At 59.6% G+C, this 22,818-nt stretch carries 26 protein-coding genes and 1 tRNA gene; 17 read left to right on the top strand and 10 right to left on the bottom strand.

All coding sequences use genetic code 11. The features are described from left to right. Positions 1 to 95 precede the first annotated feature (95 nt). The 3 genes from thrS to ACQY1J_RS12560 all read right to left on the bottom strand — a co-directional run bounded on the left by thrS (position 96) and on the right by ACQY1J_RS12560 (position 3,113). A complete protein-coding gene (thrS, locus tag ACQY1J_RS12550; protein WP_092662330.1) occupies positions 96 to 2,096 on the bottom strand; it encodes a threonine--tRNA ligase in 2,001 nt (666 codons plus the stop codon). A 214-nt stretch (positions 2,097 to 2,310) separates the two neighbouring features. Continuing rightward, entirely contained in the window at positions 2,311 to 2,664 is a 354-nt protein-coding gene (gene yidD, locus ACQY1J_RS12555) for a membrane protein insertion efficiency factor YidD (RefSeq protein WP_430251746.1), read from the bottom strand. Continuing rightward, complete coding sequence (locus ACQY1J_RS12560) at positions 2,664 to 3,113, bottom strand: iron-sulfur cluster assembly scaffold protein (RefSeq protein ID WP_430251748.1); 450 nt, start codon at positions 3,111 to 3,113, stop codon at positions 2,664 to 2,666. The genes yidD and ACQY1J_RS12560 overlap by 1 nt, the downstream gene beginning before the upstream one ends. Before the next feature lie 289 nt (positions 3,114 to 3,402). Between ACQY1J_RS12560 and folE the strand changes: the two genes are divergently transcribed. The 3 genes from folE (at position 3,403) to ACQY1J_RS12575 (ending at position 5,563) form a co-directional block, all read left to right on the top strand. Continuing rightward, a complete protein-coding gene (gene folE / locus ACQY1J_RS12565; RefSeq protein ID WP_062458053.1) occupies positions 3,403 to 4,017 on the top strand; it encodes a GTP cyclohydrolase I FolE in 615 nt (204 codons plus the stop codon). Between the two features lie 8 nt (positions 4,018 to 4,025). Continuing rightward, positions 4,026 to 4,496, top strand: coding sequence for a phosphoribosyl-AMP cyclohydrolase (gene hisI / locus ACQY1J_RS12570; RefSeq protein WP_209900838.1), 471 nt, complete (start codon positions 4,026 to 4,028; stop codon positions 4,494 to 4,496). Positions 4,497 to 4,600: 104 nt separating this feature from the next. Further along, on the top strand, positions 4,601 to 5,563 hold the full coding sequence (locus ACQY1J_RS12575) for a patatin-like phospholipase family protein (protein WP_062458055.1): 963 nt from the start codon (positions 4,601 to 4,603) through the stop codon (positions 5,561 to 5,563). A gap of 33 nt (positions 5,564 to 5,596) precedes the next feature. On the opposite strand, the gene ACQY1J_RS12580 is transcribed toward ACQY1J_RS12575, so the two are convergent. Together ACQY1J_RS12580 and ACQY1J_RS12585 are read right to left on the bottom strand one after the other, a co-directional pair. Further along, the gene (locus ACQY1J_RS12580; RefSeq protein WP_062456971.1) at positions 5,597 to 6,031 is read right to left on the bottom strand and encodes a CBS domain-containing protein; all 435 of its coding nucleotides are present in this window, start codon (positions 6,029 to 6,031) and stop codon (positions 5,597 to 5,599) included. 100 nt (positions 6,032 to 6,131) lie between these two features. Beyond that, positions 6,132 to 6,905, bottom strand: a complete 774-nt coding sequence (locus ACQY1J_RS12585) for a rhomboid family intramembrane serine protease (protein WP_430251750.1) — start codon at positions 6,903 to 6,905, stop codon at positions 6,132 to 6,134. 226 nt (positions 6,906 to 7,131) lie between these two features. On the opposite strand from ACQY1J_RS12585, the gene ACQY1J_RS12590 reads away from it, so the two are divergent. The 6 genes from ACQY1J_RS12590 (at position 7,132) to ACQY1J_RS12615 (ending at position 12,554) form a co-directional block, all read left to right on the top strand. Continuing rightward, a complete protein-coding gene (locus ACQY1J_RS12590; protein WP_430251752.1) occupies positions 7,132 to 7,719 on the top strand; it encodes a PAS domain-containing protein in 588 nt (195 codons plus the stop codon). A 73-nt stretch (positions 7,720 to 7,792) separates the two neighbouring features. Continuing rightward, a complete protein-coding gene (locus tag ACQY1J_RS12595) occupies positions 7,793 to 8,404 on the top strand; it encodes a PilZ domain-containing protein (RefSeq protein WP_062456977.1) in 612 nt (203 codons plus the stop codon). A 576-nt stretch (positions 8,405 to 8,980) separates the two neighbouring features. After that, complete coding sequence (locus ACQY1J_RS12600; protein ID WP_092662577.1) at positions 8,981 to 9,547, top strand: transglutaminase-like cysteine peptidase; 567 nt, start codon at positions 8,981 to 8,983, stop codon at positions 9,545 to 9,547. Between the two features lie 227 nt (positions 9,548 to 9,774). Beyond that, on the top strand, positions 9,775 to 10,530 hold the full coding sequence (locus ACQY1J_RS12605; protein WP_430251754.1) for a hypothetical protein: 756 nt from the start codon (positions 9,775 to 9,777) through the stop codon (positions 10,528 to 10,530). A gap of 118 nt (positions 10,531 to 10,648) precedes the next feature. Continuing rightward, on the top strand, positions 10,649 to 12,166 hold the full coding sequence (locus ACQY1J_RS12610) for an SPOR domain-containing protein (protein ID WP_430251756.1): 1,518 nt from the start codon (positions 10,649 to 10,651) through the stop codon (positions 12,164 to 12,166). 103 nt (positions 12,167 to 12,269) lie between these two features. Next, on the top strand, positions 12,270 to 12,554 hold the full coding sequence (locus tag ACQY1J_RS12615) for a hypothetical protein (protein ID WP_062456991.1): 285 nt from the start codon (positions 12,270 to 12,272) through the stop codon (positions 12,552 to 12,554). 19 nt (positions 12,555 to 12,573) lie between these two features. Here ACQY1J_RS12615 and ACQY1J_RS12620 read toward each other — a convergent pair whose 3' ends face one another. Together ACQY1J_RS12620 and ACQY1J_RS12625 are read right to left on the bottom strand one after the other, a co-directional pair. Next, positions 12,574 to 13,011: a DUF1489 family protein gene (locus ACQY1J_RS12620; protein ID WP_062456994.1), complete on the bottom strand. Its 438-nt coding sequence runs from the start codon at positions 13,009 to 13,011 to the stop codon at positions 12,574 to 12,576. 75 nt (positions 13,012 to 13,086) lie between these two features. Then, a complete protein-coding gene (locus ACQY1J_RS12625) occupies positions 13,087 to 14,487 on the bottom strand; it encodes an L-serine ammonia-lyase (RefSeq protein ID WP_430251758.1) in 1,401 nt (466 codons plus the stop codon). A 218-nt stretch (positions 14,488 to 14,705) separates the two neighbouring features. Here ACQY1J_RS12625 and ACQY1J_RS12630 point away from each other — a divergent pair, with 218 nt between their 5' ends. Together ACQY1J_RS12630 and ACQY1J_RS12635 are read left to right on the top strand one after the other, a co-directional pair. After that, positions 14,706 to 15,437 carry a DUF599 domain-containing protein gene (locus tag ACQY1J_RS12630; RefSeq protein ID WP_062457000.1) on the top strand — a complete coding sequence of 244 codons (732 nt, stop codon included), beginning with the start codon at positions 14,706 to 14,708 and terminating at the stop codon, positions 15,435 to 15,437. After that, positions 15,434 to 16,423, top strand: a complete 990-nt coding sequence (locus tag ACQY1J_RS12635; RefSeq protein ID WP_430251760.1) for a DUF1624 domain-containing protein — start codon at positions 15,434 to 15,436, stop codon at positions 16,421 to 16,423. The genes ACQY1J_RS12630 and ACQY1J_RS12635 overlap by 4 nt, the downstream gene beginning before the upstream one ends. 4 nt (positions 16,424 to 16,427) lie before the next feature. On the opposite strand, the gene ACQY1J_RS12640 is transcribed toward ACQY1J_RS12635, so the two are convergent. Both ACQY1J_RS12640 and mgtE read right to left on the bottom strand, forming a co-directional pair. After that, on the bottom strand, positions 16,428 to 16,814 hold the full coding sequence (locus ACQY1J_RS12640; RefSeq protein ID WP_092662576.1) for a MerR family transcriptional regulator: 387 nt from the start codon (positions 16,812 to 16,814) through the stop codon (positions 16,428 to 16,430). Between the two features lie 77 nt (positions 16,815 to 16,891). Beyond that, positions 16,892 to 18,310, bottom strand: coding sequence for a magnesium transporter (gene mgtE / locus ACQY1J_RS12645; protein ID WP_062457009.1), 1,419 nt, complete (start codon positions 18,308 to 18,310; stop codon positions 16,892 to 16,894). Between the two features lie 214 nt (positions 18,311 to 18,524). Here mgtE and ACQY1J_RS12650 point away from each other — a divergent pair, with 214 nt between their 5' ends. Then, on the top strand, positions 18,525 to 19,016 hold the full coding sequence (locus ACQY1J_RS12650; protein WP_430251762.1) for a peptide deformylase: 492 nt from the start codon (positions 18,525 to 18,527) through the stop codon (positions 19,014 to 19,016). 74 nt (positions 19,017 to 19,090) lie between these two features. Beyond that, positions 19,091 to 19,588: a BON domain-containing protein gene (locus tag ACQY1J_RS12655; RefSeq protein WP_430251764.1), complete on the top strand. Its 498-nt coding sequence runs from the start codon at positions 19,091 to 19,093 to the stop codon at positions 19,586 to 19,588. 56 nt (positions 19,589 to 19,644) lie between these two features. Here ACQY1J_RS12655 and lipB read toward each other — a convergent pair whose 3' ends face one another. Continuing rightward, a complete protein-coding gene (lipB, locus tag ACQY1J_RS12660) occupies positions 19,645 to 20,382 on the bottom strand; it encodes a lipoyl(octanoyl) transferase LipB (RefSeq protein ID WP_430251766.1) in 738 nt (245 codons plus the stop codon). Positions 20,383 to 20,558: 176 nt separating this feature from the next. On the opposite strand from lipB, the gene ACQY1J_RS12665 reads away from it, so the two are divergent. The 4 genes from ACQY1J_RS12665 (at position 20,559) to ACQY1J_RS12680 (ending at position 22,758) form a co-directional block, all read left to right on the top strand. Continuing rightward, positions 20,559 to 20,643 (top strand) — tRNA-Leu (locus ACQY1J_RS12665). A gap of 145 nt (positions 20,644 to 20,788) precedes the next feature. Continuing rightward, the gene (locus ACQY1J_RS12670) at positions 20,789 to 21,025 is read left to right on the top strand and encodes a hypothetical protein (RefSeq protein WP_062457020.1); all 237 of its coding nucleotides are present in this window, start codon (positions 20,789 to 20,791) and stop codon (positions 21,023 to 21,025) included. Between the two features lie 141 nt (positions 21,026 to 21,166). Further along, complete coding sequence (locus tag ACQY1J_RS12675) at positions 21,167 to 22,087, top strand: DMT family transporter (RefSeq protein ID WP_430251768.1); 921 nt, start codon at positions 21,167 to 21,169, stop codon at positions 22,085 to 22,087. A 41-nt stretch (positions 22,088 to 22,128) separates the two neighbouring features. Then, the gene (locus ACQY1J_RS12680; RefSeq protein WP_430243537.1) at positions 22,129 to 22,758 is read left to right on the top strand and encodes a GNAT family N-acetyltransferase; all 630 of its coding nucleotides are present in this window, start codon (positions 22,129 to 22,131) and stop codon (positions 22,756 to 22,758) included. Positions 22,759 to 22,818: the final 60 nt, after the last annotated feature.

Below are 22,818 nucleotides of genomic sequence, written 5' to 3' on the forward strand. Positions count from 1 at the left end.
AACGGAAAGGCGCATCCGATGGGAAGGCAATATTACAAAACGATTGCAGTTTTTTGACAGCACCCGCGGACATGGCCCGCGGGCGCTGGTCTTGATCAGGCCGGGCGCTTTCTCAGTGCTGCGCGGCGGCGAAGGTCCGGCGGCGTCGCTTCTTCCGCAAGCGACCGAATCGCCTCTTCAAGCGTCATCGACGTTTGCGCCTGCGACCCCAGACGACGGATGTTGACCGAGTTCTCCTCGGCTTCCTTCTTGCCGCAGACGATGATGACCGGAACCTTGGTCACCGAATGCTCGCGGACCTTGTAGTTAATCTTCTCGTTGCGGAAGTCAGTCTCGACCTGCAGGCCGGCATCGCGCAACTGTTCGGCAACTTCCCGACCGTAGTCGTCTGCGTCCGAAGTGATGGTCGCGACAACGACCTGGGTCGGTGCAAACCACAGCGGCATGTGGCCTGCGAAGTTCTCGATCAGAATGCCGAGGAACCGTTCCATCGAGCCGCAGATGGCACGGTGGATCATCACCGGCTGCTGCTTTTCCGAGTTGGCATCGATGTAGAAGGCGCCGAAGCGCTCCGGCAGGTTGAAGTCGACCTGAGTCGTGCCGCACTGCCATTCGCGACCGATCGCGTCCTTCAGCGTGTATTCGAACTTGGGGCCATAGAAGGCGCCCTCGCCCGGAAGAATGCCGGTCTTGATGCGACCGCCGGACTGTTCTTCAATGGTTTTCAGAACGTCCGTCATGACGCTTTCGGCGCGATCCCAGAGATCATCGGTGCCGACGCGCTTTTCCGGACGCGTGGAGAGCTTCACGACCACTTCCTCGAAGCCGAAATCCTCGTAGACGGAGAGGATGAGATCGTTGATCCGCAGGCACTCGGCCGCCATCTGCTCGTCTGTGCAGAACACGTGCGCGTCGTCCTGCGTGAAGCCGCGCACGCGCATCAGACCATGAAGCGCGCCTGACGCTTCGTAGCGGTGAACGAGACCGAATTCGGCAAGCCTGATCGGCAGTTCGCGATAGGACTTCAGACCGTGCTTGAAGATCTGGACGTGGCCGGGGCAGTTCATCGGCTTCAATGCGAAGACGCGATTGTCCGCTCCCTCGTCCTTCGGATGCGTGAACGCGTAAGCGGATTTCACCGCGAACATGTTTTCCTGATACCAGCCCCAGTGACCTGACGTTTCCCAGAGAGACGCGTCGAGAACCTGCGGTGCGTTGACCTCTTCGTAGGTGCCGGCCAGACGGCGGCGCATGTAGGAAGTCAGGGTCTGGAACATGCGCCAGCCCTTGCCGTGCCAGAAGACGACGCCGGGGCCCTCTTCCTGGAAATGGAACAGGTCCATTTCGCGACCGAGCTTGCGATGGTCACGCTTTTCGGCTTCGGCCAGGATATGCAGGTAGTTGTCGAGCTGCTCCTGCTCCGCAAAGGCCGTGCCGTAGATGCGCGTCAGCATGACGTTGTTGCTGTCGCCGCGCCAATAGGCGCCAGCCACCTTCATCAGCTTGAAAGCCGTGCCGATCTGGCCCGTGGACGCCATATGCGGCCCGCGGCACAGGTCGAACCAGTCGCCCTGATAATAGATCTTCAGATCCTGGTCTTCGGGAATGGCATCGACCAGCTCGACCTTGTAGGCCTCGCCCTTGGCTGCAAAAACCTCGCGCGCCTTGTTGCGCGGCCAGACTTCCTTGGTGAAGGGCTTGTTGCGCTGGATGATTTCCTTCATCCGCTTTTCGATCTTCGGCAGGTCGTCCGGCGTGAAGGGCTCAGCCTTGGCAAAGTCGTAGTAGAAGCCGTTCTCGATGACAGGACCGATGGTCACCTGCGTGCCGGGCCAGAGCTCTTGCACGGCTTCTGCCATGACGTGGGCGGCATCGTGGCGGATCAGTTCAAGCGCCCTAGGGTCCGTACGGGTGACGATCTCGATCTGACCGTCGACGACGGGGTCAGAGAGATCGCGAACGGTGCCGTCGATCGCGATCGCGACAGACTTTTTGGCAAGCGACTTGGAAATGGATTCGGCAACGTCACGGCCGGTCGTGCCGGCATCATACGTGCGGACGGAGCCATCGGGAAATGTAAGGGAAACCTGGGACATGTTCTATCTCCTGTCCAGTCCCGCCAACGAATGCGGGTGGTGGTAAAATGGCCAGATCGACCGGCCGGCAACGGGCGCGGTGATAGTGTGTTTTGGGCGGTTAGTAAAGGTTTGGAACCCGCGAACGGATGGTCGGAGGGCCGTTAGGTTCTGAGCTTTTCTGAATGGTTGGGGTCTGTGATCGCCGGAACGGCAACGCGTCCTCCAACACTTATCAACGACGCCAGTAGCGCCAGGGCATCCACCAGAGTTGGCGTTGCTTCTGCAGGTCCGGAACCGGGTCCAGTCCGCCGGAGCCACCAGGTCCGCAGCGGGCGACGCGATACAGTGTCATCCAGAAACCGGGCCAAAGGCCGTGACGGGCGACGGCTTCATACCCATACTCGGAACAGGTCGGAATATGGCGGCAGCCGTTTCCCACGAAGCCGGAAAGCGTCAGCTGGTAGAACCGGATCAGCCCCATTCCGGCAAGCCGTCCCGGCGTCTTGGCGAACGGGCCTTGCCAATTGCGCGATCGATAGGGCCCGCCGCGTTTTGTGTCGTGGTCACAATCCGGCGAACCGCACATCAGGCGGTCGCTTTGTCGGCCGGGTCGCGGACGTCGATCTGATCGAGCGCGTCCACGACCGCATCGAATGTCAGCATGGTTGAAGGATGCCGGGCCTTGTAATCCTTCACGGGCTTCAGGTAGCGCATGTCTTCGAAGCGGCCGACCGGGCCTTCGCCGCCCTCTTTCAGCATCGACAGCATGTCGACCCTCGCCTGGCGCAGTTCGTCGACCGGCGCGCCGACGATATGCCGTGCCATGATCGACGACGACGCCTGACCGAGGGCGCAGGCCCTCACCTCGTGAGAGAAGTCGCTCACCACGCCGTCACTGACTTTCAGGTAAACACGAACTTTTGAACCACAGAGCTTGGAGTGCTTTTCGGACGTCGCATCCGCATCGTCCATTGCACCCGCGCGGCCAATGTTCCCCGCAAACTCAAGAATTTTCTGGTTATAGATCTCGTCCATGTCGCTCGCTCACGTCATCGTCCTCGACATCCGCTCGACCGATCGAACGCACCGTCTACCGGGATGACCTACCACAATCTGGATTAGGCCCCTATATGTTGTCCGCGACGGGAATTATCAAGGAAACACGTTTTCGAGAAACGCGCGAAAACGGCGATGGTATGCCTTGAAAATTCGGAACGCGCAGACGAAAAGTCAGGAAACTGGTATTCCGGCGTGATCCATGGCGATCAGCTTTTTTACCATAGTGAGATCGGATGTGGCCCTGGCCCGCATCGAGGGACACAAGATGGATGCTATTTTGAAGAATTTTCCGGCCTCCAGCCAGAAACAGCCTCGTCCGACCCAGCAGGAAGCTGAGGACGCCGTGCGCGTCTTGCTCCAGTGGTCCGGTGACGATCCGGAGCGCGAAGGTTTGCTCGACACGCCGAAGCGCGTTGCAAAAGCCTATCGCGAGCTCTTTTCGGGCTATGACCTGTCCGCCGAAGAGGTTCTCGGCCGGACCTTCGAGGAGGTCTCGGGTTATGACGATATGGTTCTCGTTCGCGATATTCCATTCTTCTCCCATTGCGAGCACCACATGCTGCCGATCAAAGGCAAGGCGACCGTTGCCTATCTTCCGCAGGGCCGGGTCCTTGGACTGTCCAAGATCGCGCGTGTGATCGAGATCTACGGTCGCCGCCTCCAGACACAGGAAAATCTTACGGCACAGATCGCCAGCGCGATCGACACGACATTGAAGCCGCGCGGCGTGGCTGTCCTGATCGAGGCGGAACACATGTGCATGGAAATGCGCGGTGTGGAGAAGCAGGGATCTCAGACGCTGACGACCCGGTTTACCGGTGCGTTCAAGACCGACGCGGCCGAGCAGGCGCGCTTCTTTACCATGGCCCGCAACCGCTGAGCGCCGAAATGACAATAACTTTTCAAGCGCCGTCGTCGGATAAGGCCGAGCTCGAGGGTGACGGCGCCTTTACGCCGCGTTTCGATACCGACGGTCTTGTGACCGCTGTCGTGACCGACATTCGCGATGGCGAATTGCTCATGGTGGCGCATATGAACGCCGAGGCGCTCGCGCTGACGGTCGAGACGGGCGTCGCTCACTACTACAGCCGGTCGAGAGCGAAACTCTGGAAGAAGGGCGAGACCTCCGGCAATCTGCAAACTGTGCATGAGATCAGGACCGATTGCGATCAGGACGCCGTCTGGCTCAAGGTCTCGATGTCCGGCCATGACGCCGCTTGCCACACCGGGCGACGCTCCTGTTTCTATCGTGCGGTAAAGAAAAGTGACGGTGGCGCTGTCCTTGAAATACAGGATCAACAGCGTCACTTTGATCCAGAGCATGTGTATTCTGGTCATGATGAGACTGGAAAGCGGTAGGCGTCTGCACCGCTTTCATACCATCCCCACCTGAATAACGAATTGGCAACCAAACGATGCGTTAATTGGCGTACGTGGCTGTGTTCAGCTGAGAGGTGATGGCGATGATGAATTGGAGTTGGAGTCGCAACGAGCGGCAAGCCGCGCCAGCAGACGCTGTCACAAATCGGCTCCAGACGTCCCCTCCTCCCATTGTCATTGAGCAGCCACGCAAGGCAAAGCTGTCTTTAGCACTTGGTGGCGGCGCGGCCCGCGGATGGGCGCATATCGGCGTGTTGCGCGCGCTTGACGAAGCCGGCATCGAAGTCGGGATGATTGCCGGCACATCAATCGGCGCGCTGGTCGGAGGCTGTTATCTCGCAGGCAAGCTCGACGAACTCGAAAGCTTTGCCCGATCTCTGACCATGCGGCGGATCGCGGCGCTTCTCGACCTCACCATCGGTGGCGGCGGCCTGATCGGTGGCATGCGGTTGACGAAGCGAATGCAGGAACACCTGCAGGGCATCTCCATCGAAGATCTCGACCGCCCCTTCGTCGCAGTCGCGACGGAACTTCATACCGGGCACGAAGTGTGGATTTCGGCCGGCTCTCTGATCCGAGCCCTTCGGGCGTCCTACGCGCTGCCGGGGATTTTCGAACCTGTGAAATGCAGCGGCCGCACGCTGGTCGATGGCGCGCTGGTCAATCCGGTCCCGACCTCCGTCTGTCGCGCCTACGAGCAGCCGCTGGTCGTGGCCGTGAACCTCAACTACGATGTCTTCGGCCGGTCCGCGGTTGTCAAACACACTGCAGCCGATGCGCCGGACGATCACGAGCGTTCGCGCCATCAGGACGACCCCCGCGTCGGTGTCACCGGCACCATGGTGCAGGCGTTCAACATCATCCAGGAGCGCATATCGCGCGCCAGACTGGCCGGCGATCCGCCTGATCTGGCGCTGCATCCACGCCTCAACGATATCGGTCTGTCCGAATTCCACCGCGCCGGCGAGGCGATCGACCGGGGCTATGAGGCCACCATGTCGCAGATCGTGGCGCTTCAGCGCATGCAGGAAGTTTTCGCCCGCTGAGATGCGGGCGAAGATGCCGCTCTCCCAGCCGCCTTACCCGGCGATATAGGCCTTCATCTGTTCGGCTTCGATCTCCACTTCACGCAGCCGCGATTTCACGACGTCGCCGATCGAAATGATGCCGGAGAGCTTGCCGTCGGCTTCTACCGGGACATGGCGGAACCGTCCCGCCGTCATCATACCCATCACCTCGTCTGCCGTCTGATCCTCCCGACAGCGCTGCACGGAAGTTGTCATGACGGCCTTGACCGGCTGCTCCAGCGCATCGACGCCTTTAGTGGCTATGCAGTGGACGAGGTCTCTCTCGGTGAAAATGCCGGCAATACGCCCCTCCATCCCGGCAATGATCACGGCACCGATGTTTCGGTCGTTCAAGATGCCCGCGATCTGGCGCAACGTCTCGTCCGGGCTGACGGTCACGACGTTACGGCCCTTCGAATCCAGCATGCTCTTTACGGTCGTCGACATGGCTCGCTCCTCCAAAACCATTCGAACCGAAACGTCTCCCCTCAAAGACATTTGCGGCACAGTCCCTCGACGCGAAGTTTAAGACGACAGCAACTGGAGATCAAGCGGGCGCCAATGGGTGGTCATCGGCGGCAATCCTGTCGAACAGGCCGAAAAACAAAAAGCCGAAGAGAAAGCCACCGATGTGAGCATCCCAGGCGATCTCTCCGACATCGGATCCGATCAGCGGCAGGCCGATGGCGACGAGCACGTTTCCGAAGAACCACATCGCCGTGAAAATCACCACTGTCCGGTTCCGGAAAGAGCCAAGTATGGACTGACGTGGATGGAGATGGCCGAAACTGCGGTCGTATCCGCGGCCGTCCGGGAACGCGAACCGGCACGCGGCGCCCATCAAGCCTGAGACGACGCCTGAAGCGCCGACGAGCAGCGTCTGGTCGCCCCAATGCAGGCCGGCATGGAAGAAAGCTGCCGCCGCTGCCGAGAAAATCCAGAACAGCACGTAGCGGAGAGTTCCGATGCGGCGCACGACCGGCGCTCCAAAGGCAACCAGCCAGAGTGCGTTAAAGCCGATATGCTCGATACCGCCATGCAGGAAGGAATAGGTGACAGGCGTCCACAGCCATTCGAAATTCTGCTCCGCAAACGGAACGACGTAGCGTACGGGCGTGAAGGCGAACCACATCAGCACCGAGATCTGCGCCTCCTCGTCGAGCAAGTAAGCATCGACTAGATAGACGACGGCCAGGAACAGGACCGTGATCACCAGACTTCGGGGAAGATTGAAAACTGGCTGCGACGACTGGTCGTCGATGGCGTCCGCATCCCTGTCCGTATCGTTCGTGGCACCCGGCAGGTCTTGCCTGTCGCTCATCACAATTCCTTCCCTGTTGAAGCGTCAGGCTTACAGGACGACCCGCCTGAAGAAAAGCTGCAGATAGCACCGGATACAAGCACTTAGTCGCCGGGTTCGACATTCTTTCGTCTAGGCTCACCGCTCTGGCATGGTTTTCGCAGCGTTAAGGCTGACCCTCGTGTTGTGCCTTAGAAAGCGGTTCAGCACGGGATGAAGCGTCTCGAAATGGATCACGGGAAAGCGAATGCGAAATCCGGCTACGACGGAAATCTTCGAATACTGGACAGGTCTGTGCGACGGGCGGTTGCCTCCCATGCGCAACGAGATCGATCCGGTCGCCCTGCGCAGATTTCTGCCTCATCTCTTCATCGTCGCAAACGAGGCAGACGACCAATTGACGTTTCGGCTTGCGGGAACGCGGTTATGCGAGTTGTTCGGTGGCGAGTTTCGCGGGATGCCGTTCCGCACGATCTGGGATCTCGAAGAAAACGATCGCGCCCAGGAGGTCGTCATGCAGATCCTCGTCCATGAGAAACCCGCGATTGCCGACGTAGTCCTGAACGTAGCCGGCACGTCAATCGAATGCGAAATGCTGATGATGCCGCTTCGCTCTTCCGAAACCGGAAGCGACCGGGTACTCGGAGCACTTCTGACTGCCGACGGCCCTTTCCCGGTGGCGGCCAGACCGGCAAGTGGGCTGCATCTTCAAGATTGGGGCTTTGTCGAAAGCGATGAAACCGGCGGGTTGTCCGTCTGCGGGCATGACCAGCCGCAGTTGGTCCAGTCAGGACTTCTGCGCCGCTTCCTGCCGGCGAGCTTCTTCCCACAATGACGGCTTCGGGAACCATATATTAACGCCCTGTCGCTAATGTAGGCTAGGACTTTAGCTGAAAAAGCGCTCATCCATGTTTTCCGGCACCTCGTCTCAGGCATCCGTTTCGCAAGCAACTGCAGCGCAGCGCTCATTCCAACGCGTCTCCGTGAACATCGGCGGCCGCTTGATGCTGGCCGACCATGAGGAATATGCCTGCACCGCGATCGAGATGTCCCCCGGGGACGTCAGCTTCCAGTGTGCTGGTCGTCCACGGACCAACGAGCGGGTCATCGCCTATCTCGATCACGTCGGCCGCCTTGAAGGGACAGTTCTCAGTGTTGCGGGCGGCGGCTTCCTGATGATGATCAACGCGACCGACCGCAAGCGCGAAAAACTTGCCGCACAGTTGACCTGGATCGCCAACAAGCATGAACTCGGGCTGCCGGAGGACCGTCGCCACGATCGTCTCACCCCGCGCAACACCCGTTCGGAGATTACTCTCGACGACGGGCGCCGCTATCCGTGCCGGCTGCTTGACCTTTCGCTTTCCGGTGCGGCTGTCGACATCGAGACCCGTCCGTCAATCGGGACCCCGCTTCGCCTCGGAAACATGCGCGGACGCGTGGTGCGTCACTTCATGGAAGGCGTCGCGATCGAGTTTCACTCGGTCCAGTCCCGCGAAGCGCTGACCGAGTTCCTGTAAGCCTCATCATATCCATTTTCTAACCCGCCTGCCCGCAGCTGAGTTGTGCTGTGTCTGCTCCGGCGTGAATTCTTAAGATCACCGCCATCGTCAGCGGCGCTGGACCCGCTGGTCCGACACACCAAAATCCCGAAAAAACACGCCGAAAGAATTATTTTGTGCCTTTTCGGGATTTTTTTCGGGCAGTTTCAGGCGGAGAAACGGGCTGTTTTGGTCGCGATTTCGTCCCGGAACGCGGCGAAGCAAAGCAACAGGCACAGGCAGATCGAAGATCTTCGCTCACCTTTCGATGATGTCACGTTTCATCAAAGCGACGCAGTATCAGGGAGATAGGAGCGGATAGGTCAAATTTACCTCGCATTTTATGCAAATTCGCCGAAAAAGCAGTGCGTATTTTATGAAAAAGCACGTCGAATTCGACGCGTATTTTCGCCAAAGTTGATTAGAATAAGCATCTGATTTTACTGCGGTATTTTGCGGTCGATCAAAGGGTCTGAGGCATTGTTTCCCCACAACGGGGAGACAAGAAAAATGAACTGCCGTAAAGCTCTCGCATTCGCAATCGCCGCCGCTGCAATGATCGGCTCCATGACCGTCCAGTCCTTTGCGATGCCATCCGGCGCCATGCGCGTTATCGGCAAGGCAAACCCGCCGATCGGTCATTACGAATTCTGCAAGACCTACACGAGCGAATGCGTGGCATCCTACAAGGACGCCGGCCCCGTGGCACTCACCGAAGACACCTGGCGCACGATCCTCGACGTCAACTACACGGTCAACACCTCGATCACACCGATGACCGACCAGGAAATCTACGGCGTCGAAGAGCGCTGGGCATACCCGCGGACCGTCGGGGACTGCGAGGACTTCGTGCTCCTGAAGCGGAAGATGCTGACGCAGCAGGGCATTTCGCCTTCCAACCTGCTGATCACGGTCGTGCTGCAGCCGAATGGCGAAGGTCATGCAGTCCTGACCGTCCGCACCGATCGCGGCGACTTCGTCCTCGACAACATGCGCAACAAGGTCATGATCTGGACCGATACGGAATACACATACCTGAAGCGCCAGGCGACCGATGATCCGGCGCGTTGGGTCAAACTCCAGGACGGCCGCGCCACCGCAGTCGGCAGTGTCAGCCAGTAAGTCAAGATTACCCCGACGAACGATCGACCATGTCATCATTCAGAACGCCGGCAAGGCCTCCGAGGAGGTATCCTGCCGGCGTTTCCGTTTATGGCGCTCACCGCTGTCGCGCGACTATGACTAACGATCCATTAACCACAAATCCGCAACAATGGCGGTATCGCTGCCGGCGCGGTCGCACCCCTCGTTCGGTCCGCCGGCCACTCCAGTGACGAGAGCCCGGCCGCATGCAACCCGACAGCCTTAGTGAAACGGACAGCCCGCTTCTATCCAGGCGAACCCTATACAAGATCACCGGCATCGTGGTTGCGCTTGGCATAGTGACCAGCGCCATCAGCGTTGGCGGCCGATGGCTCGGCGAGCGGATGATGCTGGGTGGCCATTCCGAGAGCACCGAGACATTCGACTTGGTGATCGGTCAGGATACGATCCAGCTTTCCGCCAACACGCTCCGTTTCAAAGAGCAAAGACGGAGCGGTGCAACTGAACGGGCGGATCTTTATCTGACCTGGCCGGAAATGACGGGCTACAGCGCCACCAATCGGGCGCGATTCGACACCGTCTCCCAGCCGGCATCTCTGATCTTCGTACAGATGTCGCAGAGCACCATGTCGCGCGACATGTCGGGGCGGCTTCAGCCGATCTACGAGGGACTTTTCGAAGGCCCGGCAGAACCGGCTGAGCATGGGCTGACACTGCATCGCCTCCGGGCGGACAGCGGTTACGGGAACGAAGTGATTCTGACGGGCGCACAGCCCGGTGCCGCCTCCCCCTACGCCGTGCGTTGCCTATTTCCATCAGCGGGAGAGCGCCCTACCAGCGGCGACTGCCAGCGCGATATCCGAGTCGGGCAGGATCTGACCGTGCTTTATCGATTCTCGAGCGCGCTTTTGCGCGACTGGCAGAAGATTGACGCCGGAGTTCGGACATATGTCCAAACCCGCCTTGTGACCGGGCACCCGGTAACGCAGGTCAATCGGTAAAATGGTCCTCTGCGAAGCAACCAAACGTTCATCATAAACCTCTTGGTAACGCTGTTCCCCTAGATTGCCTGACAACGGGCCCATCGGGGGCGCTGAGCCCGGACGTAATACAACCACCATGCAAGCGATGAGTGCGGCAGTGTCGAAGAGCATGTTTTCCACAATCCTCCCCAAGGGACGCGTGGCAGTGCCGGGAAAATTTCTCGGTTGTCTTTTTACGGTGATCTTGGCCTTTTCGAGCCTCGCCAGTCCGGCGCATGCCGATCCGAAATATGCAGGGATCGTCGTCGACGCCAAGTCTGGAAAGGTTCTTTACGGCGAGGATCCGGATGGTCTTCGCTATCCAGCTTCGCTCACGAAGATGATGACGCTTTACCTGACCTTCGAAGCGCTCGAGGCTGGTCGTATCACGCTTGACACCAAGGTTCCGGTTTCTGCGCATGCTGCGTCCGAGCCGCCTTCGAAACTGGGTGTGCGCCCCGGCGGCGCCATCAATGTCGATCAGGCGATCCGTGCACTCGTTACGCGGTCGGCCAATGATATGGCGACAGCTCTCGGCGAGTTCGTCGGTGGATCCGAAGACCGCTTTGCGCAGATGATGACGAACAAAGCACGTGCCCTCGGCATGACGCGTACGACGTATCGGAACGCACACGGCCTGCCCAACACGGCGCAGATGACGACGGCACGTGATCAGGCTCGCCTCGGCATCGCTCTTCGCCAGCATTTTCCGCAGTATTACGGTTACTTCTCCATCCGCACTTTCAATTTCGGCAAGCAGACGATCGGCAACCACAATCGCCTGGTCGGAACTGTCCGCGGCGTCGACGGTATCAAGACCGGTTATACCCGCGCAGCCGGCAGCAATCTGGCAACGTCGGCACAGCTCGACGGTCGCTCGATCGTTGCAGTCGTGCTCGGTGGCCGCTCCAGCGCCGCTCGTGATGCGACGATGCGCAAGCTCGTTGCGGAATTTCTACCGAAAGCCTCCCGCGGCGGTCAGAGCAACCTGATCTCGCAGGCTCCGTCCGCTCCGGTTCCGACACCATCGCTTCCCGTCGCAAGTCAGCCGCGTGTCGCTGCTGCAGTATCCGATGCCCGTCAGGTTTCGGCTCTCGACCTTCCTAACAGTGGCCCCATGCCTGGCGCTCGCTATGACGAGACGGCAGCACCTGCTGCAACCGCCTATCTCGGCGAACCGTCGCAGAAGCGGACGGCTTCGGCAGCGATGAACTCCGCAATGCTCGGTTCTGGCGCTGTCCCGACCCCTGCCCCAGAATATGTTCCGAAGCGCAGTGGCGCCGGCGAGCGGACCGAAATGGCGGCAATCGATTCGGTCACCACGGCATCCACCCGTGATACGCCTAAAGTGTCTCTCAAGGGTGATGTGTCCGGTTGGGTCATCCAGATTGGCGTCTCGCCCAATCCTTCGATGGCAAACGAACTCCTGCAGGATGCGCAGGATAAAGGCGGCAAGGTATTGCGTTCCGCCAAACCCTTCACAGTCGCCTTCAGCACCAATGGCGGCCAGGTCTATCGCGCTCGTTTTGGGGGCTTCGGCGACCAGAAGTCCGCGATCGATGCCTGCAATATCCTGAAGAAGAAAGGCGTGAACTGCTGGGCGTCGATACAGTAATCGGCCCATCAGACGACCAGTGAAAAAGGCTGCGCCAGCCACCGTGTTTTGTATCCGCGGGCGCAGTGAAATCTCGATAGTAATGCGTAAAACGGGGTTTCCTATGGGAATGAATGAAAACAGTATCGGCTTCGTCGCCAACGCGACGAAGTCCAAGGCCCGCGGCATTGCGCTCAATCCGCTGCACGAAGCGGCCATGCGGCTTGCGGGAATGGGAATGGCGGGAATGAACCTGTCTTCGCGTTCCCGGGAAAAGACCAAGGATCTCGTCACCCTGCTGCTCAGCCATGGAGCCCGTGCGTGGCGCCAGTCGCAGCCACCGGCTCAGATCCATCTGCATGTCGGGCTGCGTGCCGGACGCGCGTCGGTCCGTTTGAGACTTCGCTGACTGAGACTGGGCTGAATAGCTAGAGAAGACCGAGTTCGGCGAGGTGTCGCCGCAACTCTTCCGGCAGCTGGGTGACATCATCTCCCAGTCCGCCGAGGTCCTTCGGGATCTCGTTATCGAGGAGATAACGCCAGCCCTGAAATGGCCGCTTCGGCATCGGCGCGGTTTCGATGACTTCGGGACCGAGCACCAGCTGGCAACGGCCGATACCATCCTCGCCCTTAACTGTGCGAACCTCCAGAAGCTTCTGGCGCGCAGAGACCTGCCCCTTGATCACCCAGTAGAGCGACCCGCCATCGACGAGCTCTTCCACGCGCTTCGGCATCATTCGCGTCGTGTGGATGCTGTGGGGTTCAAGGCCGGCGGACATGGCGGTCAGAGACCGCTCGGCCACCCAGTCCCTCAGGTCCTGGATGGAGTCGGCGCCGACGCAGAGCTTGATCAGATGTAGAGCCATGTCCGTTCAAAGCCGCAAGGACTGCGCCGGGTCAAGTCGGATCTTTCAAAACGGACAACGCCCCACAGGAAGCTCTCAGCACTCGACCACGTTCACGGCAAGCCCGCCGGTCGAGGTCTCCTTGTACTTCTCGCTCATGTCCATGCCAGTCTGGCGCATGGTTTCAATACAGGCGTCAAGCGGCACGAAATGGCTGCCGTCACCCTTCAGCGCCAGAGATGCCGCCGTCACGGCCTTTACGGCGCCAAGCGCATTGCGCTCGATACACGGCACCTGGACGAGGCCTGCAATGGGATCGCAGGTCATGCCGAGGTGATGCTCGAGCGCGATCTCCGCAGCATTTTCGATCTGCTCCGGCGAACCGCCCATAACGGCGGCGAGACCCGCAGCGGCCATGGCCGCAGCCGACCCGACTTCACCCTGGCAACCGACTTCGGCACCAGAAATCGAGGCATTGTGTTTGATGATGCCGCCGATCGCTGCCGCGGTCAGAAGAAAGGTACGGATGTCTTCCTGCGTCGCGTCGTCGTGAAAATGCAGATAATAGCGAACCGTGGCTGGAATGACCCCAGCGGCACCGTTGGTCGGCGCGGTCACGACACGGCCACCACCGGCATTCTCTTCGTTGACCGCCATCGCATAGACCGAAAGCCAGTCATTGGCGAGAAGCGGGTTGAGCCGATTGCTGCGCCATTCCTCGTTAAGGCGGTCGTGGATCGCCCGCGCACGGCGCTTCACCTTGAGGCCACCCGGCATGATGCCGTCGACCTTCAGACCGCGATCAATGCAATTCCTCATCGCGTCCCAGATCCGGTCGACGCCTTCGTCGAGTTCGGCCGCGCTCATCTTTGTCAGCTCGTTGGCGCGTTTCATCTGGGCAATCGTCAGGCCAGAACCCTGCGACATTTCGAGCATCTGTTTGGCGGACGAGAATGGATAGGGCACGCGCGCATCGCTTGCCGTCTTCTTGGACGCCCGCATCGCCTCAAGTTCGGTGTCGGTCACGACAAACCCGCCGCCGATCGAATAGTAGATGCGCTTCAAGAGCAGTCGTCCGTCCCGATCCAGCGCCGAGAAGCTCATGCCGTTGGCATGGCCGGGCAGCGGCTGCTTCTTGTCGAAGATCAGGTCCGTTGCCGGCTTGAACTCGTAGCTGGGGTGGCCCGGCGGGGTGACGCGACCGGTACGTTCGACGTCTGCAATGATCGCGTCCATCCGATCGGGGTCGACGCTGTGCGGCTCTTCGCCGACAAGACCGAGGATAATCGCCCTGCCCGTTCCGTGCCCAATGCCGGTAAAGGCAAGCGACCCGTGGAGGCTGACCTTCAGCGCCGCGACGGCAGCACCCGTCGGGCGTGGCCAGTCATTGGAAAGGAGGAGCTCCAGAAAACGATTGGCTGCCGACATCGGCCCCATCGTGTGCGAGCTGGAAGGACCGATACCGATTTTGAAAACGTCGAAAACTGAAAGAAACATGATTGTTCACGGGACCGTTCGTTTGGGCAGAGGCTACGCCAAACCTGAGTTCGGCTCAGGCGATCACCCGACATCCGCTTGGACACGAGCGACATGCATCACAGAGACACGCTCCACAGATAGGTGTTGCAAAAACCTATACCAGGCACACGCCTCTTGCCCGGACAGCCGAAACAAAGCAAGACGAAACGAGGCATACACGATTTGTGGCGAGACCCATGACGACTGCGGACTATATCGCGCTGGCACTGTTTCTCGCCCTGTGGGCCCTTTATTCCTGGCTCACAGCGGGGTCTGGCAGTCGCTTTTTCCCCCGCTTGAGCCTTAACCGGGCCATGGCGGAGCGGCGTCGGAACTGGATCTACAACTCGCTTCGGCGCGATCTCAAGATGATCGACACGCAAATCCTGGCCGGCCTGCAGAACGGGACGGCATTTTTCGCCTCGACCTCGATCTTCGCGATTGGTGGCTGCTTTGCGCTGCTTGGCTCGACCGACAAGGTGGAGGACGTGTTCAGCAACCTGCCCTTCGTCTATTACGGCGGGCGGACGGCCTTCGAGCTCAAGGTTGCCGGTCTGACGGTGCTGTTCGGCTATTCCTTCTTCAAATTCGGCTGGGCCTACCGTCTGTTCAACTACTGCACCATCCTGTTCGGCGCCCTGCCGATGATGCACGACACGAATGCTGATCGTGCCAAAGCTGAGATCGCCGCAGATCAAGTAATCCAGATGAACACGATCGCCGCCGGCCACTTCAATGCAGGCCTTCGGGCGCTGTTTCTTTCCATCGGCTACCTGGGCTGGTTCGCCGGGCCCTACATGTTCATGGCGATGACCGCGATCGTGGTCTTCGTTCTGACACGCCGCCAGTATTTCTCCGACGCCCGTCTCGCGCTGATGGACCCGGTGAGCGACACCAAAGACAAACAAGAGCGGGACATGCGAACGTGACATCATCAGAGATCCAACCCAATGCCTCCCGCGTGCCGCGCATTGTCTTGATCGATACGCTGCGCGGCGTGGCACTGATCGCCATGGCGACCTATCATTTCACCTGGGATCTCGAATTCTTCGGCTATCTCGATCCGGGGACAGCGACGCAGGGTTTCTTCAAGATCTATGCGCGACTCATCGCCAGTTCGTTTCTCTTTCTCGCCGGCGTCAGTCTGGTCCTTGCACATACGCCGCAGATCCGCTGGCAGTCCTTTGCGAAACGGCTCGGCATCGTTGCCGGTGCAGCCCTTGCCATCAGCGTCGCGACATTCGTCGCCTTCCCGGGCGAATGGATCTATTTCGGCATTCTGCATAACATCGCCCTGTCGAGCCTTATCGGCCTGGCGTTCCTGCGGCTTCCTCCGGCGCTCACGGCTGCGGTCGCCGCGATGATCGCGGTTCTGATGCTGGTCGATTACGTCGCTATGCCGGGAACTCTCGATTCGGCTCTGTTCGACACGCGCTGGCTCGCCTGGATGGGCTTCGCCGAGGCTCCGCCCCGTTCGAACGATTACGTGCCGTTGTTTCCCTGGGTTGCCGCTCTTCTTGCAGGCGTCGCCGCAACCAAGTTCCTGATGACACGAAACGTGCTGCCGCGCATTGCGAAGGTCCAGACAAGACAGAACCTACTCTCAAAGGCCGGTCAGCACAGCCTGCTGATCTATCTCGTGCATCAGCCGATCCTGATCGGTCTCGTCTATCTCTTCTCGCTGGTCCATCCCGCTCCGCCGCCGGATGTCCGCAAAGGTTACATCTTGAGCTGCGAGAGGGGCTGCATAGAGAGTGCCGACGCCAACATCTGCCGCGCGTTCTGCACCTGCACGGCCGATCGGCTGATTGCCCAGAACCTCATGACGCCCATGCAGTCAGGCGTGATCACACCACAAGACGACCGGATCCAGATGATCGCACAGGAATGCGCCATCGCTTCGCCGCCTCCCTGAGAGTTCAGGTCCCGACGCCGATTTCGGCGAGACGGGTCAGGCAGGCCTCCTCGACATTGTCGAGTTCAAGCAGCGTTTCCTCGATGTCCTTGCGCTTCTGGCGCAGGTCATCGCGCTTCTCGTCGACCTTCTTCATCAGAAGCTTGAGCTGGCCCATTTCGCCCGGAGGCTCCTTGTAGATCTGTACGATCTCGCGGATCTCCGCGATGGAAAAGCCGATGCGACGTCCACGGAGAATTTCCATGATCAGACGGCGGTCTGCAGCCCTGAAAAGACGCGTACGTCCGCGGCGCTCCGGATGGATCAGGCCCTCATCTTCATAGAAGCGCAAGGTGCGCGTGGAAACGCCGAACTCGCGGGTCAACTCGGTGATGCTGTAATATTTGTTCACGGCCACATCCTGACATTTCTGCCTCAAATAATTGACTTTTACGTAACAGTCAATTTTTCGGATGTTTGCTGCTCTCGTTACCCGATCGCAAACCACCAAGTGGCGAGGCCCAGAAACGAGAAGAACCCGGTCGTGTCGGTGATCGCGGTCACAAAGACCGCGGAGGAAACGGCGGGATCCGCCCCTGCCCGGTTGAGGAGAATCGGAACCATCAGACCGGCGCTGGCGGCCGCGACCATGTTGATGAGCATCGCCGTCGCAATCAGTCCGCCGATATTCGGATCCTGAAACCAGAAGCCCGCCACCAGCCCGACGAGTGTGCCGATCAGACACCCATTGATCAGGCCGACGCAGATTTCACGCCGCGCGACGCGCCAGGCATTGTGGATATCGAGATCGCGGGTCGCGATGGCGCGCACCGTGACCGTCATCGTCTGCGACCCCGCATTGCCGCCCATGCCGGCGACGATCGGCATCAGGATCGCGAGTGCGACCACTTCTTCGATCGTAGCCTCGAACAGCGAGATCACCGACGCCGCCAGGAAAGCGGTCAGGAGGTTGACGAGCAGCCAGGGCACGCGCGATCGAGAGATATCGACGACGGTGTCGGACAGTTCTTCATCACCGACGCCGCCGAGGCGCATGATGTCTTCTTCCGCTTCCTCCTGCATCACGTCGACGATGTCGTCGATCGTCAGCACCCCGACCAGCCTGCCGTTTTCATCGACGACGGCGGCCGAGAGAAGGTCGTATTGCTCGAAGAGCTGTGCTGCCTCTTCCTGATCCATATCGGCGGGGATCGGATAGTTGGTCTCCCGCATGATCGTCTCGATCTTCACCTGCCGGTTGGTGCGCAGGATGCGGTCGAGATAGATGACGCCGAGCAGCTTGAAGGTCGGGTCGATGACGAAGACCTGCGTAAAGCTTTCCGGCAGGCCTTCATCTTCGCGCATGTAATCGATCGTCTGGCCCACCGTCCAGAACGGCGGCACGGCCACGAATTCGGTCTGCATGCGGCGTCCGGCCGAGCTTTCCGGATAGTCGAGTGCCCGCCTTAGGCGAACCCGTTCCGTAAACGGCAGCTGCGCGAGGATCTCTTCGCGATCCTCCTTGTCGAGATCTTCGAGAATGTAGACTGCGTCGTCGGAATCGAGACCGCCAATACCCGCAGCGATCTGCGCGTTGGACATATGCTCGACGATCTCCATACGGATCGCCTCGTCCACCTCGGTCAGAGCCGTCAGGTCGAAGTCGGTGCCGAGCAGCCGAACCATCGCCCGGCGCTGGTCGGGCATGATCGATTCGAGAAGGTCGCCGAGTTCGGATTCGTGCAGGCGCGCTACATGCTGGCGCAGATAGAGAACATCCCGATCGGCGATTGCTGCCCCGACCCTCGCGAGGAAATCGGGCCGAACCGCGCCTTCTTCGGTATAGATGTCGTGGGCCGGTTCGTTGGCCTTGCTGCGACCGCGGGTCTCTTCGCCGATATCGCTCATTGCCGCCCTCGCTATCCGCATCTCGCAGGTTGAAGATAACGGCAGAAACTGATTTTCAACAACCAGATAACCGTCTTAGATCGAACGCGTTTGCCGCTTCATTCCAGCTAGAGCAAATGGTCGGGATGGTCCAGTGCGCAATGGTCAAACATCTGTGGCGAAACGGTTCTCGCCATGCCAATGGGAACGCGTGAGAGACGAGGAAGGATAACGAATGGCACCCCTGACGATATTGCGATATCCGGATCCCGGCCTGTCAAAGCCGTGTCAGCCGATTACCGTGTTCGACGCGGCACTCGAGACGTTCGCGCAGGATCTGCTCGCCACCATGCGGGCTGCACCGGGCGTCGGAATCACCGCCGCGCATGTCGGGGCTCACATCCGGCTTGTCGTGCTAGAACTGTCGGCGAAAGACGGTCCGCGCTTTTATGCCAACCCGGTAATCCTTTCGTTCGGTGAACAGCCCATGCGCTACACCGAGGGAAGCGTATCCATGCCAGGTGCGACCGAAGAGGTCGAGCGTCCCGCCATGATCCGGTTCCGCTATCAGCGCCTGGACGGGACGCACGCAGAAGAGGACGCCACGGGCTTTTACTCCGTCTGCATGCAACATGAAATCGACCAGCTGGACGGCGTCTTCTGGCTGAAGCGTCTATCGAGGTTGAAACGCGACCGGTTGGTCCGCAAGTGGGAAAAAGGTCGGTAGAGGAACCAAGGCTGTTCCTGACGGTTATCGAGGCAACCCTCTACCGACTGACGAACCTTACGGAAGGAACCACAATGCCCGCCACCCGCAAGCCCGACGATATTTCCCGCGAAGAAGATTTCCGCGATTACGACGACCGCAACATCGACGAAGGCTGGCCTTATGACGATGCAGCCGGTGCCGGTGCGCGTCCGGTCGGCAACGCCGCCTATGGCGAGCCTGCTGCGAACTTCGAAAGCGATCGTAACGAAGGCTACCAGGTCGAAGGCATCGAGGCCGACGGGCAGCAGGAACGGCTTGTCGACAGCGATACGCCCGCAACGATCGGGGTCGAAGAATCAGACGATCTTGAGGAGCGCATCACGGACGCGATCGAGTCGCTTGATATCGCCATGATGGATGCCATCGACGTGCATGTCGATGACGGAGAGGTCACGCTCGAAGGCTTGGTCGACGAGGCATCTGCCGTGCGCATCATTGCTGCCAAGGTAAAGAGCATTGCCGGCGTGAAATCCGTCGTCAACAACTTGCGCGCTGGCGGCGTCGATGGACGTATGCCCGACGAGGACTGAGACTCGTACGCCGGTGATTATCGCCGTCGCTACCAACCATCAGACGTCTGAACAGGTCACCGTGAGGTGACCTGTTCTCGTTCGTTCACAGTCGGGCCGAAGATCTGCTCGAACGCCTCACGAAGCCGGATATCGACATCCGTCATCATGACCGGCAGGCCGAGATCCACCAGGCTGGTCACACCATATCCAGTTATACCGCAAGGCACGATGCCGGAGAAATGCGACAGGTCGGGCTCGACGTTGAGCGACAGACCGTGAAAGCTCACCCAGCGGCGCAGGCGAATACCCAGTGCGGCGATTTTGTCCTCGGTGACCGACCCGTCGAGCATGGCGGGCTTGTCCGGCCGCTTTACCCAGACACCAACACGATCCTCGCGCCGCTCGCCGCGAACGTTCATCATGTCGAGCGTCTGAATGACCAGCTCCTCGAGGCCCGCCACATAGGCTCGAACGTCCTGACGCCGGCGCTTCAGGTCCAGCATAACATAGGCAACGCGCTGGCCCGGGCCATGATAGGTGTATTCTCCGCCGCGACCCGTCGCAAAGACGGGAAACCGATCCGGCTCGATGAGGTCGGCGGTCTGGGCGCTGGTACCCGCTGTATAAAGCGGCGGATGCTCCAGCAGCCAGACCAGTTCGTCGGCATGGCCGTCGGCAATGGCTGCCACCTCCGCCTCCATCGTGGCGATCGCCACGTCGTAAGGCACGAGTTCGTCCGAAACCCGCCATCTTACGGGCGGACAGTCGGCTTGTGGCAGCATGGAGAGATTGAGATCGGTGCGTGTCAGCATGGCCAGTCTTCTGTCAAAAGCGAACAAGGGCGGCAAGAGCCTTGTTTTCCGGGACTTTATATAAGGTTATCCCCAACCCGTTTAAATCCTTCAAAAATCTGTCACGACGCACTTGTGCACCCCAAATCCTTTTGCTACATGCTCGCTCGCCGGAGCAATTCGGCTCTACCACGGATGCGGTCGTGGCGGAATTGGTAGACGCGCAGCGTTGAGGTCGCTGTGGGGCAACCCGTGGAAGTTCGAGTCTTCTCGACCGCACCAAAAGAACCCGGCTTCGGCCGGGTTTTTTCGTTTCTGGCGTCAAGCGACGTTTCAAGCCTCGTCATGTCACCCAATTCACATCTTCACAAACGAATTGACTTCTTGCTCCTTCTGGAACATAAACAGAACAACATAGGAGCGTAACATGGCAACCGCAGAAAAATTCATCGTTCTCCAATTCAAGAAGAACCGCGGCCACATCGTCCCCGGTGAAATGCGCCAAGCCTCGAACGCGGCCTCCGCCGAGAAGATCGCGACGGCCATGTCGGTGCGCGTCATCGGAGTCGCTGCCTATTCGGTAATGGTGGACGAAGAGACCGGCGACATGACCTCCCCGCGCCTTCTCATCGAACACGGTGAGACCACGGAACTCGCGGCCTAAGATACCGCGACCTCTGTAAATGAGCATCGGATATGCTTTCCGGTGCTTGCAGCGCCAAGCGTTGCTGATGTGCCCGCACCTGCGGCTTGCCGACAAGGTCAGCCTGTGTTTGAACTCAGGTTCAATTGAAAGCGCAGGCCAATGCCCCCAAAGACTTCCGAAAACCCGCTCAAGGGCATGGCGATCATGGCCTCGTGCATGGCCATTCTGCCGGTCATGGATGCCATCGCCAAATACATGGCGAATTTCGAGCACATGTCGCCCGGACAGGTCACCTTCTATCGGTTCCTGTTCCAGTTCCTGAGCCTGCTGCCGCTGGCACTGCTTTCCGCCCGGTCGCTCATCCATGCGAATCGCCCGTGGATGAACCTGTTGCGCGGCACGTTGCATGCTTCGGCAAGTCTGATGTTTTTTGCCGCCGTCAAATATATGCCGCTTGCCGATGTGTTCGCGATCTACTTCGTCGAGCCGTTCATGCTGACGATGATGTCTGCCATCTTTCTCGGAGAAAGGGTCGGCTGGCGGCGCTGGCTTGCCATTGTCGTCGGTTTCGGCGGTGCGATGATCGTGATCCAGCCGAGCTATTCGATATTCGGCTGGACGGCGCTTCTGCCGGTCGCCTGCGCCTTTCTCTTCACGCTCTATCTGTTTCTCAACCGCGCCATCGGTGAGAGTGATTCGCCGCTGGTGATGCAAACCATTGCCGGCCTCGGCGGCACCGTCTTCATGGGCCTCGCGATGACTGCTGGAAGCAGTTTCGGCGTGGCGGACTTCGAGCCGTCCCTGCCCGCCTCCGCGCTCGGGTTGCTGCTGCTGGTCGTACTGGGTTCGATCTCGGGATACATGCACCTCCTCGTGGTGAAGGCGTTCAGGATGGCACCCCTGTCGCTGCTCGCACCCTTTCAGTATTTCGAGATCATATCGGCGACAGTGCTTGGTTATGCGCTGTTCGGCGACTTTCCGACGGCATCGAAATGGTTCGGCATCCTCATCATCGTGGCCTCGGGTCTGTTCATCATCTGGCGCGAACATGCGCAGTCGAAACAGCTGGTGCCTGCGTGACCTTCGTTGACAACGACCATCAAACATCGTGAAAAGACCTCATGAGCCAAGACCCGATGTCCCCTGACAATCCCATGCTTTTGAGCGGATATTCCAATGTTCCGCCGGGAATGATCGCGACCGTGGTAACCTGTCTGGAGATGCAGGAACGACCGGAACCGGGTTCGATGCCGCCTGTAGGATCGCTTACCGTCGAGCACTGGCCGTCGCCGTCGATCGAGGATTATCGCGCGCTCTACAGGTCGGTCGGCGAACACTGGATGTGGACCTCGCGCCTCGTAATGGACGACAGCGAGCTTTCCGCTATCCTTCAAGACCCATTGGTCGAAGTTCATGCCCTGATAGATGGCGATCGCGCGGTTGGGCTTCTGGAACTCGATTTTCGCAAGCAGGGTGAATGCGAGATTGGCTATTTCGGTCTCGCCGCCGGTACGATCGGCAAGGGTGCCGGCCGGTTCTTGATGAACGCTGCAATCGAGAAGGCGTGGTCTCGACCGATCTCGCGCCTATGGGTTCACACCTGCCATCTCGATTCGGCGCAGGCGCTGCCATTCTACCAGCGCTCCGGCTTCAAACCTTTCAAGATGATGGTCGAAGTCGTCGATGATGTTCGGCTGACGGGGTTGGTGCCGCGCAGCGCTTCTCCGCAGGCCCCGATCATCGAGCCCTGACCGATCACCCGATTGCGACTATTCATACCGTCTTCCGGCTTGAGCCCGGACCACTTGCCG

This window comes from Neorhizobium sp. DAR64860/K0K1 (assembly GCF_050500205.1).
GTDB classification, from domain to species: domain Bacteria; phylum Pseudomonadota; class Alphaproteobacteria; order Rhizobiales; family Rhizobiaceae; genus Neorhizobium; species Neorhizobium soli.

Excerpts from the sequence above, each read along its gene's own strand:
- thrS (WP_092662330.1), bottom strand. The coding sequence starts at position 2,096 with ATGTCCCAGGTTTCCCTTACATTTCCCGATGGCTCCGTCCGCACGTAT.
- yidD (WP_430251746.1), bottom strand. The coding sequence starts at position 2,664 with ATGTGCGGTTCGCCGGATTGTGACCACGACACAAAACGCGGCGGGCCC.
- ACQY1J_RS12560 (WP_430251748.1), bottom strand. The coding sequence starts at position 3,113 with ATGGACGAGATCTATAACCAGAAAATTCTTGAGTTTGCGGGGAACATT.
- folE (WP_062458053.1), top strand. The coding sequence starts at position 3,403 with ATGGATGCTATTTTGAAGAATTTTCCGGCCTCCAGCCAGAAACAGCCT.
- hisI (WP_209900838.1), top strand. The coding sequence starts at position 4,026 with ATGACAATAACTTTTCAAGCGCCGTCGTCGGATAAGGCCGAGCTCGAG.
- ACQY1J_RS12575 (WP_062458055.1), top strand. The coding sequence starts at position 4,601 with ATGATGAATTGGAGTTGGAGTCGCAACGAGCGGCAAGCCGCGCCAGCA.
- ACQY1J_RS12580 (WP_062456971.1), bottom strand. The coding sequence starts at position 6,031 with ATGTCGACGACCGTAAAGAGCATGCTGGATTCGAAGGGCCGTAACGTC.
- ACQY1J_RS12585 (WP_430251750.1), bottom strand. The coding sequence starts at position 6,905 with ATGAGCGACAGGCAAGACCTGCCGGGTGCCACGAACGATACGGACAGG.
- ACQY1J_RS12590 (WP_430251752.1), top strand. The coding sequence starts at position 7,132 with ATGCGAAATCCGGCTACGACGGAAATCTTCGAATACTGGACAGGTCTG.
- ACQY1J_RS12595 (WP_062456977.1), top strand. The coding sequence starts at position 7,793 with ATGTTTTCCGGCACCTCGTCTCAGGCATCCGTTTCGCAAGCAACTGCA.
- ACQY1J_RS12600 (WP_092662577.1), top strand. The coding sequence starts at position 8,981 with ATGATCGGCTCCATGACCGTCCAGTCCTTTGCGATGCCATCCGGCGCC.
- ACQY1J_RS12605 (WP_430251754.1), top strand. The coding sequence starts at position 9,775 with ATGCAACCCGACAGCCTTAGTGAAACGGACAGCCCGCTTCTATCCAGG.
- ACQY1J_RS12610 (WP_430251756.1), top strand. The coding sequence starts at position 10,649 with ATGCAAGCGATGAGTGCGGCAGTGTCGAAGAGCATGTTTTCCACAATC.
- ACQY1J_RS12615 (WP_062456991.1), top strand. The coding sequence starts at position 12,270 with ATGGGAATGAATGAAAACAGTATCGGCTTCGTCGCCAACGCGACGAAG.
- ACQY1J_RS12620 (WP_062456994.1), bottom strand. The coding sequence starts at position 13,011 with ATGGCTCTACATCTGATCAAGCTCTGCGTCGGCGCCGACTCCATCCAG.
- ACQY1J_RS12625 (WP_430251758.1), bottom strand. The coding sequence starts at position 14,487 with ATGTTTCTTTCAGTTTTCGACGTTTTCAAAATCGGTATCGGTCCTTCC.
- ACQY1J_RS12630 (WP_062457000.1), top strand. The coding sequence starts at position 14,706 with ATGACGACTGCGGACTATATCGCGCTGGCACTGTTTCTCGCCCTGTGG.
- mgtE (WP_062457009.1), bottom strand. The coding sequence starts at position 18,310 with ATGAGCGATATCGGCGAAGAGACCCGCGGTCGCAGCAAGGCCAACGAA.
- ACQY1J_RS12650 (WP_430251762.1), top strand. The coding sequence starts at position 18,525 with ATGGCACCCCTGACGATATTGCGATATCCGGATCCCGGCCTGTCAAAG.
- ACQY1J_RS12655 (WP_430251764.1), top strand. The coding sequence starts at position 19,091 with ATGCCCGCCACCCGCAAGCCCGACGATATTTCCCGCGAAGAAGATTTC.
- lipB (WP_430251766.1), bottom strand. The coding sequence starts at position 20,382 with ATGCTGACACGCACCGATCTCAATCTCTCCATGCTGCCACAAGCCGAC.
- ACQY1J_RS12670 (WP_062457020.1), top strand. The coding sequence starts at position 20,789 with ATGGCAACCGCAGAAAAATTCATCGTTCTCCAATTCAAGAAGAACCGC.
- ACQY1J_RS12675 (WP_430251768.1), top strand. The coding sequence starts at position 21,167 with ATGCCCCCAAAGACTTCCGAAAACCCGCTCAAGGGCATGGCGATCATG.
- ACQY1J_RS12680 (WP_430243537.1), top strand. The coding sequence starts at position 22,129 with ATGAGCCAAGACCCGATGTCCCCTGACAATCCCATGCTTTTGAGCGGA.